This window comes from Pseudomonas sp. S2_B07 (assembly GCF_054668435.1).
Genome location: NZ_CP162769.1, coordinates 1,128,192 through 1,141,721 on the forward strand (window position 1 = coordinate 1,128,192; position 13,530 = coordinate 1,141,721).

The window sequence follows — 13,530 nt, forward strand, 5'->3', positions numbered from 1 at the left end:
TAACGAGGATCGAAGCATGAAAACTGTCCTGTCCTGGATGACTGTCACGTTAGCGATGGTGTTGATCAGTGCCTGTGCCGCCGTTGGATCAAACGGTGGTGGTGCCGGTGAGATGGAGATTCGCTCAGGAAAGATCGAGCAGATAACCCTCACACAGATGCAGACCAATCACGACAGCGGTGTTGGCGCTGTGCTCGGTGGCCTGGGCGGGCTGGGCATCGGCAGCCTGATCGGGCGTGGCACCGGTCGCGATGTCGCCATGGTTGCCGGCGCGCTCGCCGGTGCGGTTGGCGGTAACTACGCCGAGAAGAAAAAGTACGATCAACCCGTAGAGGCGCAGCAGATCATCGTGCGCGTCAAAAGTGGCGTGCTGGTATCGGTGACCCAGCCGATCAATCCCGCCCTGGGTAAAGGCATGAACGTTTACATCGAAGGCTCAGGCAATGATGCCCGGGTGGTGCCGCAAGGCAGTTAACCTTCCCGGCTGAACTCGAACAGGCTGGTGCCCAAGGTGCAATGTGATGACGCACATCAACTCATTGCCGAATAAATCGCATTGGTGTGCCGGCCTGGCCTGTTTTCGCATGTCCGTTTCTGGATATTTCACGATCCTTACCTACGCTGTTCGCGGGGGATCCAATATTTCAGTGAGGCCGGGGGGCTTCTCTCCGAGTGCTAACGCCCTGCACAGGAACTCGACATGAACCGGAAAAAATTATCCTCCGTACTCGCCGTGCCTCTACTGTTGTCTGCGATGTCTATTGCCGGCATGTCTCACGCCGCCGATAAGCCACCCAACATTCTGGTGATCATGGGCGACGACATCGGTTGGTCCAACATCGGCGTCTACAACCAAGGGATGATGGCCGGTCGTACACCCAATCTGGACCAGCTCGCCAATGAGGGCATGCGCTTTACCGATTATTACGCCGAGGCCAGTTGCACGGCCGGGCGCGCCAACTTCATCACCGGTGAACTGCCGATCCGTACCGGCATGACCACCGTCGGCCAGGCCGGTTCGCCCATCGGTATTCCCGCCGAAGCCGTGACCATTGCTACCACCCTGAAAGCCATGGGTTATGCCACCGGCCAGTTCGGCAAGAACCACCTGGGCGACTTGAACGAATTCCTGCCGACCGTCCACGGCTTCGACGAGTTCTTCGGTTACCTCTATCACCTCGACGCCATGGAAGACCCGGCGCACCCCAACTATCCGCAGGAGCTGCTGGACAAGGTCGGACCACGCAACATGGTCCACAGTTGGGCCACCACCACCGATGACCCCACCGTGATGCCGCGCTGGGGCAAGGTCGGCAAACAGAAAATCGAAGACGCCGGCACGTTGTATCCGGAGCGGATGAAAACCGTCGACGAAGAAATTCGTGACAAGACCTTCAGCTTCATCGACAAGGCCAAGCAGGACAACAAACCGTTTTTCGTCTGGTTGAACCCGACCCGCATGCACATCGTTACCCACCTTTCCGACAAGTACGAAGGCATGCGCAATGCAGAAAACGGCTGGTCGGAACAGGAAGCCGGCATGGCTCAGCTCGATGACGTCGTCGGCGATGTCATGGCCAAGCTGAAAAAAGACGGGCTGGATGACAACACCATCGTGGTCTTCACCACGGACAATGGTGCGGAAAACTTCACCTGGCCGGACGGTGGCACCACCCCGTTTGCGATGGGTAAAGGCACGGTGATGGAAGGCGGTTTCCGGGTACCGGCCATTATCCGCTGGCCGGGCAAAGTGCCGGCCAACCAGGTCGCCAACGGCATCATCTCGGGCATGGACTGGTTCCCGACCCTGGTCGCGGCGGCGGGCAACCCGAACATCACCGCAGAACTGCTCAAGGGCAAACAACTGGGCGATACCACCTACAAGGTGCACCTCGACGGTTACGACCAGACGCCGATGATTACCGGCAAAGGTCCGTCCAACCGGCATGAAATCTTCTACTTTGGAGAGAGCACCCTCGGTGCAGTGCGCATTGATGACTACAAATATCGTTTCATTGACCAGCCGAGTGCATGGCTGGGAGCAAAAGTGGCGGTGGACGTGCCGTACCTGACCAACCTGCGACTCGACCCGTTTGAGCGCATGGGGTGGGCGAACAATGGGGCTGCGCAAGGTTCGACGCAATACTTTGACTGGTTCAAGTTCCAGTTCTGGCGTTTTGTGTTTGTCCAGCAACAGGTGGCCAAACTGGCTGAGACCGCCATCGAGTTCCCGCCGATGCAAAAAGGCGCGAGCTTCAACCTCGACTCGGTCAAAGCCAAGATCGAAGCGGCCCGGGCAGCCATGGGCAAGTAAGCAGCCGAATCCAAGGGTGGCTGGCGTCAGCTACCCTTGTTCGAAGGGAATAATGCTGGGGGAAATCCATGACAACAAGAACAGTTGCTTTACCCACTTTCACCCTCCTTGCGCTGTGCTGCCAGCAAGCCTGGGCCGGGGGCATCATGCTCTACGAAATCGGCACGGATAACACCGGCCTGGCCAACGCCGGCGCCGCCGCCCGCGCTCAAGGCCCCTCGACCATCGCCAGTAACCCGGCGGGCATGAGTTACTTGCCGGGCACGCAGATCACGGGCGGTTTGCAAGTGCTTTACGGTGACCTGTCCTTCGATCGAGATTCCGGCACCAATACCCCCGGCAGCGGCAGTGGCAATGCCCTCGACCCGATTCCTGGCGGCAGCTTCTTTATCACCCATGAACTCGACGATCACTGGAGCGTCGGTTTCGGCCAGTACGGCGATTTCGGTCTGGCGGTCAATTACGACAACGACTGGTCCGGCCGCTACTTCGCGCAAAACTCCAGCCTGCTGGGTTTGTCCCTGGTGCCCAGCGTGGCGTATCGCTTCAACGAGCAATGGTCGGTCGGTGTGGGCGTCAAGGCCATGTACGGCATGTTGCAGGCGGACACCGCCATCGACCGCTCCCCCTTGGGTCTCACCGACCGCGCGGACGGCCAGTACAAATACAAGGACGGCACCTGGGGTTACGGCGCTAACGTGGGGGTGATCTATGCCCCGCAAGCCGGCACGCGCATTGGCCTGACCTACACCAGCAAGGTAGACCTGGATTTCGAAGACCGACTGGATGTGAAAGGCGATGGTCGTTTGCTGGATCGCATCAACAACACCAATACCAAACTCGACATAACGGTGCCGCAAACTGTCACCTTGAGCCTGTATCAACAACTGGATCGGCAATGGGCCTTGCTGGCCTCGGCCAACTGGCAGGACTGGTCGGAGTTCGGTGACATCGGCGTACAGGTCGACACCACGGCAGCGGGGGCGCAATCAAAAACGGTCGATGCCGGCTTCAAGGACACCTGGCACCTCTCCCTTGGCGCGCAATACCAGGCCACCGAACAATGGTTGTGGAACGTCGGCGTGGCGTACGACAGCAGTGCCGTTTCCGACAGCAATCGCAGCGTCATCGTGCCAATGAACGAAAGCTGGCGCATTGCGACAGGAGCCACCTATGCTCTTAACAAAGACACCGACGTCAATGTCAGTTGGGCCATGGTCTGGCTGGGTGACATGCCCGTCGAGCAGACCAAAACCGTTTCGGGCAATCGAATTTCCGGTCAATTCGACAACGCCTGGATACAAGCGCTGACCGGGAACATGACTTGGCGTTTTTGATGTGTAGTTAATGAAAAAAAAATGACTCAAACCATGGAGTAAACACCACTATGAATCTGTCCCGAAACCTGTTCATCGGTGCTGCACTGACCGGCGTGTTGCTAAGCGGTTGTACTTCAAAAGTCACAGAGAAGGAGCAGTACTCCGGCTACCTGTCCAGTTACAACAACCTGAAAGAAGTCGAAACACCAAGCGGTGGCACGGCGATGCGCTGGGTGAGCCCGTCGTGGAATCCGAATGCGTATGACACCGTGGCGTTCAACAAGCTGGAACTCTATCCGGCGCCGAAACCCAATGAACGGGTGAATCAGCAGACGCTGACCGACATCCAGAACTACATGACCAGCAAGGCCAAAGCCACGCTGGGCACTAAATACCGGATTGTGAGCAACTCGACGTCGGCACCGGCCGGTTCCAGGACCTTGATCCTGCGCGCAGCCATCACCGGGGTCAGCGCCTCGAACGAAGGCATGAAGTGGTATGAAGTCGTTCCAATCGCTGCCGTCGTCGGCGCGACACAGGCGGCGACCGGTCACCGTGACCAGGACACCGAGCTGTACATCGAGGCTGAGTTTGTCGACGCCAATACCAATCAGACCGTAGGCCGGGTTGTGCGCAAGGTCTTTGGCACCACACTGGAAAACGAAAGCCAGAAAGTCACTGCCAAGGATTTCAAAGTGGCCATCGACAAGCTGAACTCCGACTTGTGGGCGTTCATCAATAAAAAATAACCGTTTATCAAGGAACAAAGAGAAACGACCAGCGCCCCATTAAAGGGGCGCTGGCATTTCAAACGCCGATTATTTTTTCATCCCCACCCGCCGTCGCATCTCGGCCGTAATCGTCTGCCGGGTTTTCCTGAGGTCCGCCCATGGCTCATCGCCCACTTCGGCCAGGCGCTCATGCACGTTGTGCACGTTCCACTGATTGCCGCCCTTGAGTTCAGCCACCTCCTCGCGAAAGATCGGCACCGACACCGGCAACCCTTCTCGGGTGCGCGCTGCGTAAGCGCAAATGGTGGTGGCGCCCAGACCGTTGCGCAGGTAATCGATGAAGATCCGCCCTACCCGGTTCTTCGGCCCCGACACCGCGGAAAACCGTTCCGGCAAGAGCTTGGCCATGTGGCTGACAATCGCATGGCTGAAGTCCTTCACCTCGTCCCAACCGAGCTTGCGGGTCAGCGGCACCATCAGGTGGATACCCTTGCCGCCGCTGGTTTTGAGAAACGCTTTCAATCCCAGCTCATCGAGCACCGACAACGTTAGCTGTGTCGCCTCGACCATGCTTTTCCACGGCAGCGCCGGGTCCGGGTCGAGGTCGAGCACGAAGCGGTCGGGCCGGTCGAGGTTGTCCGAGGTGGCATTCCAGGTGTGCAGTTCCACGGTGCTCATCTGCACGGCGCCGATCAGCGCTTCGACGTTGTTGATGATCATCACCGGTTGGCCGGTGAGTTCCTTGTCCAGCGTGGTGATGCCCGGAATGGCCAGGCGCTCGGCGTTTTTCTGGAAAAACAGTTCACCACCGATACCGTCCGGCGCACGCACCAGTGCCACGGGACGGTCCTTGAGTTCGGGCAAAATCCATTCGGCGACACTGGCGTAATACTCAGCCAATTGCACCTTGGTGGTGCCGCTGGAGGCGTCGATTACCCGGTCAGGATGAGTGATGCGCACCTTGCCCGCGCCCAGGCCGATCTGCGACGGCGCGGGTGAATCGGTTTTCTTTTTCGCTGCCGGGGCGGGTTTTTTCTCTGGGATCGTCACCACGTTCGGGCGCTCCTCAGTGATGCTCTCAGCGGGTTTGTCATCGCGCAGGCCATGGAACACTGCATGACGCACCGAGCCTTCCTTGGTCATCTCGGCGAAGGCCACTTCCGCCAACAGAGTGGGTTTGAGCCAGTGCACACCCTTGGCCTCGAAACCGGTCGGTGGATTGACCACCGACGGTTTCTTCGCCAGCAACGGTTTCAGCTGCGCGTAGATGCGTTTGAGGGTCGTCTCGTTGAACCCGGTGCCGACCTTGCCAGCGTAACGCAACTTGCCGCTGTCACGGTCATGCAAGCCGAGCAGCAATGCACCGAATGCGTTGCGCGAACCTTTCGGGTCGGTGTAGCCGACCACCACGAATTCCTGGCGGTGTTTGCACTTTAGCTTGATCCAGTCGCTGCTGCGCCGGGACACGTAAGGCGAACCCAGTCGTTTGCCGATCAGCCCTTCCATCTGCATCTGGCAGGCGCTGTTAAGCAAGGCTTCCGGCGCTTCGCCAAACGAATCCGAGAAGCGCAGCAACGGGTCGTGATTGGCGTTGAGCACAGTCGCCAGCGCCACCCGGCGTTCTTCGACCGGCACCTCGCGCAGGTCCACGCCGTTGAGGTAAGGCAGGTCGAACAGGTAGTACAGGATGTTGGCGCTGGCACCGGCGTCGAAGGCATTTTGCAGCGCCTGAAAGTCCGGCACGCCCTGCTCGTTGGCCACCACCATTTCACCGTCGAGCCAGGCCGATTCGAGGCCCAGCGCCGCTAACGCTTCGGCTTGTTTGGGCAATTTGTGGGTCCAGTCGTGACCGTTGCGGGTGAACAGTTTGACCTCGTCGTGATTGATGCGGGCCATGATCCGGTAGCCGTCAAACTTGATTTCATAACTCCACTCGCCGTCCGGGGCCTTCTCCACTAGCGTGGCCAGTTCGGGTTTGAGCTGGTCGGGCAGTTGGGCTTTGCGGGCGCCGGTGAGCGGCGCCGATTTTACTTTGGGTACAGCCTTGCGCGCGGGTTGCTTGACGGCTTTGGGTTTAGCCGCTGACCTGGATTTTTTGGCGACGATGGTCCGGTCACTCAGCACGCTGTCGGGCTCGGCCGCGACCACGTCGTAATCACTCTCGGGTTTGGCCGCGCTGTCCTGGTGTTTGATCAAAAACCACTGCTCCTGCTTGCCCGGCATGTGCGTGCGCACCAGGTTCCAGAGCCCGCCGAGCTTCTCGCCTTGCAGCTCGAACTTGAGCTTGCCCTTGGCGTAGGCCTTGGCCGGATCCTCCTGCGGGATCCACACGCCACGGTCCCAGACGATCACATCACCAGCCCCGTAATGGCCTTCCGGGATGCTGCCCTCGAAGGTCGCGTAGTCCAGCGGATGGTCTTCGACGTGGACCGCCAGGCGCTTGACCTTGGGGTCGAGCGACGGGCCTTTGGGCACCGCCCAGCTTTTCAGGGCGCCATCGAGTTCCAGGCGAAAGTCGTAATGCAGGTGTGAGGCGTCATGCTTCTGAATGCAGAATTGCAGCGCGTGATCTTTCGCGGCTTTTTTACCCCGGCGTTGGTTCGCGGCGGGCTCAGAGGTCGCCGAAAAATCGCGCATGCGGTTGTAGTCGTCGAGGTTCTTGTTCATGGCGCACCTGCTGCTGACTCAACAATCCCTCCGATACCGGGGCCGGCTCGCGTAACGGTCAGCGCCACCACCGCAATCCGCTCCACCCGTTGATAGCCCGGGGTCAGCAACTCTTCACCGAACACGTCGGGATCGAGCTCGCGGTAGGTCCAGCCGAACATCGGCGACTCAAGGCGCGGGGTCAGCGCTTGCAGGAAAGGATCGTGGCCATCGATCATCGCCACCCCGGTGTACAACACCAGCGAACCACCGGGCGCCAATCGATTCAAGGCTTGCTCGACAATGCGCAGCGACAGTTGCGCACCGAACGCCCCGCCGCCATGTCGGTAGGCGCGCTCGGCCGGGTCGGCCATGTAGGGTGGGTTGGCGACGATCAAGTCGAACTGACCGTCGACGTCTTGCAGCACATCGCTGGTCTCGACGCTGACATTGGCTACTTCGGCGAGCGCGGCATTGATCGTGGTCAGGCGCAGCGCCGCCGGGTTGATGTCCACGGCCAGCACTTCGGCTTCCCGGCGCGCGCGGGCAATCACAATCGCGCCGACCCCGGCACCACAGCCGATGTCCACGGCGCGCCGGATCGGGGCGAAATTCTGTTGCAGATGGGCATGGATCAGTTGCGCAAACCGGTAAGTGTCTGGTCCGAAGAACACTGCGTCCGCCGCGTCGGTGGGAAAGGCGGAGTGCACAAACAGCAGGTCATCCAGGCTCGACCAGCGCACCCGGCTTTTCAGGTGACCGTTGCCTTCCTCGAGCACGCCAGCCCGTTGCAATTGAAGCTGCTCATCCGCCGACAACAAACCGGGCTCGAACGGCCGCGACCAACCGAACACATCGCGCAGGGTCTGGGCCTGTCGCCCGAAGGCACGATCAAGCACGCGCTGATGCGTCAGCGGTGTCGGTGTGATGAATCGATAGCCGTCAGCCTGCAAGCGGCGTCCCAGTTGCAGTAACGCCAGGTCGGCAGCGCTCAGGTGTTCTTCCTGATTCATGTAAGGCTCCTTAGCGAAGGCTGGACTTGAGCTCGATAAAACGACGCGTGGCCAGCAGACCGGCGGGATGCGCGTGGCGCTGCGCCGACAGCCACGGGATCAGCACTTGCATCTGTTCGGCAGCGGGTCGTCCTCCCAGCGCGGACTGCAGGCTCTGGACATCCGGATCGCTGGCCGGCAATTGCGGTTCGATGTCGTCGTGTTGGCTGCGGCGATAGGCCGGTGGTGGGCACTCGGGTGTCCAGTCGCCGGCAATCCAGTCGTGCAGCAGCTGTTTTTCATAAGGGCTGAACACCCCGAACATGGCCGCGCCGTCACCCTCGATCAACTGCCAGAAACGGCTGGCTTGTGGGTCCTGGTGACGCTTGATCCAGCCCTTGTTTTCCAGGGCGGTGAGGAAACCGGGCAACTGCTCGGGCGCCGATAACCACTGGTTGACGGTCTTGCCTTCAAATCGGCAGTAGTCGGAATGCATGTGCTGGCCGAACGGGCGTTTGCGCTCCAGCATGTTCAGCACTTCGCGGTAGAGGTCGAACGATTCGATGATCGCCCGACTGCCCTGCCCGAGATCATTCAGCCGATAGCCCAGCGCGACCCGCCGCAAAAACTCGTCACGATCACCTTCCAGCGGCATCAGTTGCGATACTGCCTGCACGGCTTTGTGCGCGTGGCCGGTGCTGACGTTGTCGATGGTCACGTGGAGCGTGAAGTAATACGGATCGATGCCGAGCTCGGCGAGTTCATAGGCGCTGATCAGCAGGTGCAGCGGCAGTTGTTCATAGCCCAGGTTATAGCCGATCACCTCGGGCAGGCATTCGTCGGCGCACTCACCCAACGCCAGCTGAATCGCGCCTTGCAGGTAATACTCGTCGGCAATGACGCCGCTGTTCTGCAAACCCAGATCGGCCAACAGCCTGTGATAAATCACCACATGGTTCTGCGCCGGGTTGCCGTCGCCCAACTCTTCCAGATAGGTGCAAATCAGTCCGTCGAAACGCGGATCGCGCCAGTGTTGCAGCAACCCGGACAGCCAGGCGCCGTCGACCAGTTTGGTGGGGGCAACCGCTTGCAGGAAAAACAGGGCGTGAGCCTTGTTGCTGAAGTACTGTCGCCCGCCTCCGGCTTTGCGGGCTTTCAGGTACTCGGCGTATTGGCGGGCCACTTCGGCAAAGTGTTGTTCGACGAAGCCTTGCAGGGCCGACAGGTCTTGCGGCATGTCCTGCGCAAGGTGCTCTGCATGCTGGAGTTGTGCGTGCAGAAATGTGCGCGCAAGAGGCTGGGCATTATCGCTCAGCAGCAACTGCTCGTAGGTTTGCTTCAGGCTGCCAACGGCAGTCATTGCCTGCGCATGGGCAGGCCGGGAGTGGAGTCGTGTCAGGGCAGTCATGGGCGCATCTCTCGGTCTATGGCCAGTGGCAGGACGTTCAGCAACACGTCTCTACATCAGCAGAGCGACGACGCCGGAAAAAAATTCAATCGGCGTTGAAATTGCCCGGACAGACGGGCTTGTGGCGCAGCTCCGACGGTCATGTCAGTGAATATACTCAGCAGGTGCGGGTTCATTCTTCGGAGAGCAATCATGCGAACGGTTCATGTCATCGAGTCGGCAACATCGCCGGCTGCGGTGAATGTCGTCGGCGAGAAAATCACGATTCTGGCCGGCGGTGATCTGAGCAAACCCTTTGAAATGCACATTCAGGAAGGTGTGCAAGGGGGCGGCCCGCCACCGCACTTTCATCCGTGGGACGAGGCGTTTTATGTGGTCGACGGGCAGGTTGAAGTGACGGTGGCGGGTGTGTCCAATACGGTTTCGGCCGGGGGGTATGTGCACATTCCCGGGGGGACGATCCATGCTTACAAGAACATCAGCGCGACGGCGAAGATGATTGGTGTGGTGTCGGATCCGCGAGGTGGGCAGTTTTTTGCGGCGGTGGATCGGCTCAAAGTGCCTCAAGACCTGCCCCGGATACTGGAGATTGCCGAGTCGTATGGCGTGAGGTTTTTGGTCGGTTGACCGCGTTATCGTTCTTCGCGAGCAGGCTCACGCCTACATCTGACCGCGTACTTCAGATAGAACACGGTCAAATGTAGGCGTGAGCCTGCTCGCGAAAGCAATCTCATGAACAGCACAGCTTTTGTGCTCCCGTGTCAGGCACCACCACCCTTGGCCTGCTGCTCCAGATGCACCTGCAATTGCGGATCTATCTTCAGCGCCCCGGCCAGCTCATCCAGATAATTACGCTCAGCCTCGCCCTGGTCATTCACCAGCATCACACTCGCCAGGTACATCTCCGCCGCAATCGCCGGATCAGTCGCCGACACCGCCACTTCGTTGGCATCCAGCGGCCGGGCGACCTCCTCATCCAGCCATTGCTGAAGGTCCGGGTCATCGGTGTGTTTGCCGATTTCAGCGCTGATCATCCCCTTCTCGGCGTCATCAATCCGGCCATCGGCCTTCGCCGCTGCAATCAATGCGCGCAGCACCGCATGGCTGTGATCTTCGACTTCCGGGCCGGACAACAGATCCACCGTGCGCGGTGCCTGTTGCGGGGCCGAGGCCTGACTGCGCTGCCAGGCCTGATACGCCTGAAAAGCCATCATCCCCAGCGACGCCAGCGCTGCATAGTTAGTGCCGCCACCGGAGCGAGTCTGGGTCGAGCCGCCCATCGGTGAACCGCCGCCGAGCAAACCACCGAGCAAGCCGCCCAGGCCGCCACCGCCAGCACTTGAGCCGGTCCCGCCGCCCATCAGGCCACCCAGCAAGCCGCCGAGGCCGCCGAGCGGGTCTTGCGACGACGCGCCACCGCCGCCCTGCTGCGTCATCGAGCCCTGGCCGGCCCGCAGTAATTGTTCGAGCAAATCGCTGGTGTTCATGACGACGTCCTCATCAAACGAAAGTGACCCAGTCAGGCAACGATAGACCTCGCCTGCCAATGCGCCACCACCGTTGGGCTGACGTCAAACCTGCTCGCCCCAATGAATACGCCGGTTTTTTCCGGGGTATTGGCTAAGATTTACTGACGGTGAACCTTATGCCCGAATTTCCGGTCGATACCTGCACCCCGACCCGGTTTGCCGACACCTCCACCTGAAGGGGTGATAACAGGCTAGCTTCACTTTTTGGAGAACGCCCCCGTGATTTCGACTGTACACATTGCCAGGCTCAAAGCATGGGGCGCCCATGGTTTTACCGCGACCGGCGTAGTAACCGCCTTCCTCGCCACCCTGGCGCTGCTGGAAAACCAACCGACCAATTGCCTGCTGTGGCTGGGCGTTGCACTGATCGTCGACGGGCTGGATGGCGCACTGGCGCGCAAGGTCAATGTGCAGTCGGTGCTGCCCAGTTTCGATGGCTCAATCCTGGACCTGGTGATCGACTACCTGACGTATGTGTTTATTCCGGCGCTGTTCATCTACCGCTACATCCCGCTGCCGGACTACACGCTGCTGCTGACCGTGTCGCTGATTCTGGTGTCGTCGCTGTTCTGTTTCTGCAACGTCAACATGAAGAGCAAAGACAATTACTTCCAGGGCTTCCCGGCCGCGTGGAACGTGGTTGCGCTGTGCCTGTACATCATCGCCCCGTCTCCCTGGATCACCTTGCTTACGGTCATCGGCCTGGCCTTGCTGACCGTGACCCGGATGAAGTTCCTGCACCCGTTTCGCGTGCGCCGCTTCATGCCGATCAACATCGCCGTGACGGCGATCTGGCTGCTGTGCAGTCTGTCCCTGGTGATCAATCATCCGGTGATCAACCCAATGGTGATGGGGCTTTGGTTGCTGATGTCGGCTTACTTTCTGGGGATTTGCATCTGGCGCACGGCACTGGAATGGTTTGACGGCTCGCGTCACTCGTAACCCGCCATGGCCATTCATATCGTTCGCCTCGGCTCACCGCGCACGCCCGATGAAGGCCTGCGCCTGGGCACGGTCCGCCGCCCACCCCGTGGCGTACCGAAGGCCGAGTTTGCCAGCCGGGATTTTTATGACGTGTGGCAGCCGCTGCTGTCGCCCAGTGCGGAATTGGTGGCCGAGGCCAAAGCGGCCACCGACGACAAGGCCTGGGAAGCCTTCAGGCGCAAGTTCAAGGCTGAAATGAACCACCCCGCGCCGAGCCAGTTACTGGACCTGCTGGCCGCCCTCTCCCATCAAACCTCATTGGCCGTTGGTTGTTACTGCGAAGACGAAGCGCACTGCCACCGCTCGGTATTGCGCGAACTGCTGACGGCCCGAGGCGCCAGCCTCTCGTAAATCTCAAAAACACCACAATTTCCTGTAGGAGTGAGTCTGCTCGCGAAAGCGGTCTGTCAGCCACATCAATGTTGACTGTGCCGCCGCCATCGCAAGCAGGCTCACTCCTACTTTTCATCTCAGCCAAATCAGCGTTTTGTGATGACTACTTCAAGGTATTCACTGGGCACCACCAGCGACTTCTCTCCCGCCCGGTTCATCCGGTTCAGCAGCTCGGTCAGGTCTTGCTCGAAGGCCTTGGCCCCCTCGGGCGGTAGCGCCGCGAAGGCTTTGTGGACCGGCCCGTACCAGTTGCGGAAGGTGTCGATGAAGTGCGCCGCCGAGCGATAGCGGAAGTTGAAGGTGCGGCGCGTCACCTGGACCAGGAAGTTGCGTTCATCAAAGTGTGAATGCAGCCAGGCTTCCGTGCCCCAATTGGACGGCGGCTGTGCCCCCGCCGGTGGTGGCAGGTGCCGGCCCAGGGTCTTGAATACCTGCCCGACAAAGCCTTCCGGCGTCCAGTTGGCCAGGCCGATCCGCCCGCCGGGGCGGCAGACTCGCGCCAGTTCGGCGGCCGCTTTGGGCTGGTCGGGCGTGAACATCACGCCGAAGGTCGACAGCACGGCATCGAAGCTGGCGTCCTCGAATGGCAACGCTTCGGCGTCGGCTACCTGGAAGGTCACTTCCAGGCGTTCTGCCCTGGCCCGGTCCTCTCCACGCTCCAGCAAGGCGGCCACATAGTCCGTCGAGGTGACGTGACAGCCTCGACGTGCCGCGGCGAGTGTCGCGTTGCCGTTGCCGGCGGCCACGTCCAGCACCCGCTCGTCACAGAGCAGGTCGCAGGCTTCGGCAAGCTGCTCGCCGACAATCTGCAAGGTGGTGCCGATAATGGCGTAGTCGCCGCTGGCCCAGGAGGCCATCTGGCGGTTTTTCAGGGCAGTGAGATCAATCGGTGTACTCATGAAGTCTGCTCCGTACGGATAGCAACCGACCGCGGCCTATTCCGCCGTGGTGGGATCGATAATGCTTGCCACTTGGGAAATACGACTGGCCGGGAAACCACTGCGGGTCGCGTGTTCTTTGATGAGCGCTTCGCTGGGGGAGATGTAGACGCAGTAGAGTTTGTCACCGGTGACGTAACTCTGAAGCCACTGCACCTCTGGCAATTCGCGCAACACGTTGCAGGACTTTAGCGCGGCGGCTTTCAAATCACGTTCTGACAGTGTTCCAGCGCCGGGGATCTCGCGTTCTATGATGAACTTAGGCATGGCAACCTC

At 60.2% G+C, this 13,530-nt stretch carries 13 protein-coding genes; 7 read left to right on the forward strand and 6 right to left on the reverse strand.

Features of this window, described 5'->3' with window-relative positions; all coding sequences use genetic code 11:
* The first annotated feature begins 16 nt into the window (after nucleotides 1-16).
* The 4 genes from AB4N43_RS05180 (at nucleotide 17) to AB4N43_RS05195 (ending at nucleotide 4,382) form a co-directional block, all read left to right on the forward strand.
* Nucleotides 17-475 (forward strand): glycine zipper 2TM domain-containing protein, encoded by a 459-nt coding sequence (locus AB4N43_RS05180; RefSeq protein ID WP_460153402.1) that lies wholly within the window; start codon nucleotides 17-19, stop codon nucleotides 473-475.
* A 225-nt stretch (nucleotides 476-700) separates the two neighbouring features.
* Complete coding sequence (locus AB4N43_RS05185; RefSeq protein ID WP_027925257.1) at nucleotides 701-2,314, forward strand: arylsulfatase; 1,614 nt, start codon at nucleotides 701-703, stop codon at nucleotides 2,312-2,314.
* Between the two features lie 68 nt (nucleotides 2,315-2,382).
* A complete protein-coding gene (locus tag AB4N43_RS05190; RefSeq protein ID WP_027925256.1) occupies nucleotides 2,383-3,651 on the forward strand; it encodes an OmpP1/FadL family transporter in 1,269 nt (422 codons plus the stop codon).
* A gap of 50 nt (nucleotides 3,652-3,701) precedes the next feature.
* The gene (locus AB4N43_RS05195) at nucleotides 3,702-4,382 is read left to right on the forward strand and encodes a DUF3313 domain-containing protein (protein ID WP_027925255.1); all 681 of its coding nucleotides are present in this window, start codon (nucleotides 3,702-3,704) and stop codon (nucleotides 4,380-4,382) included.
* A gap of 69 nt (nucleotides 4,383-4,451) precedes the next feature.
* On the opposite strand, the gene ligD is transcribed toward AB4N43_RS05195, so the two are convergent.
* Genes ligD through AB4N43_RS05210 form a run of 3 tightly spaced genes read right to left on the reverse strand, consistent with a single transcriptional unit; the run spans nucleotide 4,452 to nucleotide 9,410 of the window.
* Nucleotides 4,452-7,031: a DNA ligase D gene (gene ligD, locus AB4N43_RS05200; protein WP_460153405.1), complete on the reverse strand. Its 2,580-nt coding sequence runs from the start codon at nucleotides 7,029-7,031 to the stop codon at nucleotides 4,452-4,454.
* Nucleotides 7,028-8,023 carry a methyltransferase gene (locus tag AB4N43_RS05205; RefSeq protein WP_194939676.1) on the reverse strand — a complete coding sequence of 332 codons (996 nt, stop codon included), beginning with the start codon at nucleotides 8,021-8,023 and terminating at the stop codon, nucleotides 7,028-7,030. Before AB4N43_RS05205 ends, ligD begins: the two co-directional genes overlap by 4 nt.
* A gap of 10 nt (nucleotides 8,024-8,033) precedes the next feature.
* Complete coding sequence (locus AB4N43_RS05210; RefSeq protein ID WP_460153406.1) at nucleotides 8,034-9,410, reverse strand: iron-containing redox enzyme family protein; 1,377 nt, start codon at nucleotides 9,408-9,410, stop codon at nucleotides 8,034-8,036.
* Nucleotides 9,411-9,602: 192 nt separating this feature from the next.
* On the opposite strand from AB4N43_RS05210, the gene AB4N43_RS05215 reads away from it, so the two are divergent.
* Nucleotides 9,603-10,037, forward strand: a complete 435-nt coding sequence (locus tag AB4N43_RS05215) for a cupin domain-containing protein (protein ID WP_460153408.1) — start codon at nucleotides 9,603-9,605, stop codon at nucleotides 10,035-10,037.
* Nucleotides 10,038-10,171: 134 nt separating this feature from the next.
* Here the strand turns inward: AB4N43_RS05215 and AB4N43_RS05220 are convergent, their stop codons facing one another.
* Complete coding sequence (locus AB4N43_RS05220) at nucleotides 10,172-10,897, reverse strand: tellurite resistance TerB family protein (protein ID WP_460153409.1); 726 nt, start codon at nucleotides 10,895-10,897, stop codon at nucleotides 10,172-10,174.
* Between the two features lie 261 nt (nucleotides 10,898-11,158).
* Here AB4N43_RS05220 and pcsA point away from each other — a divergent pair, with 261 nt between their 5' ends.
* Both pcsA and AB4N43_RS05230 read left to right on the forward strand, forming a co-directional pair.
* Nucleotides 11,159-11,881, forward strand: coding sequence for a phosphatidylcholine synthase (gene pcsA, locus AB4N43_RS05225; RefSeq protein WP_027925249.1), 723 nt, complete (start codon nucleotides 11,159-11,161; stop codon nucleotides 11,879-11,881).
* 6 nt (nucleotides 11,882-11,887) lie between these two features.
* Complete coding sequence (locus AB4N43_RS05230; RefSeq protein ID WP_027925248.1) at nucleotides 11,888-12,274, forward strand: DUF488 domain-containing protein; 387 nt, start codon at nucleotides 11,888-11,890, stop codon at nucleotides 12,272-12,274.
* A gap of 128 nt (nucleotides 12,275-12,402) precedes the next feature.
* Here the strand turns inward: AB4N43_RS05230 and AB4N43_RS05235 are convergent, their stop codons facing one another.
* Entirely contained in the window at nucleotides 12,403-13,215 is an 813-nt protein-coding gene (locus tag AB4N43_RS05235; RefSeq protein ID WP_460153411.1) for a class I SAM-dependent methyltransferase, read from the reverse strand.
* Nucleotides 13,216-13,251: 36 nt separating this feature from the next.
* On the reverse strand, nucleotides 13,252-13,521 hold the full coding sequence (locus AB4N43_RS05240; protein WP_460153413.1) for a DUF4242 domain-containing protein: 270 nt from the start codon (nucleotides 13,519-13,521) through the stop codon (nucleotides 13,252-13,254).
* Nucleotides 13,522-13,530: the final 9 nt, after the last annotated feature.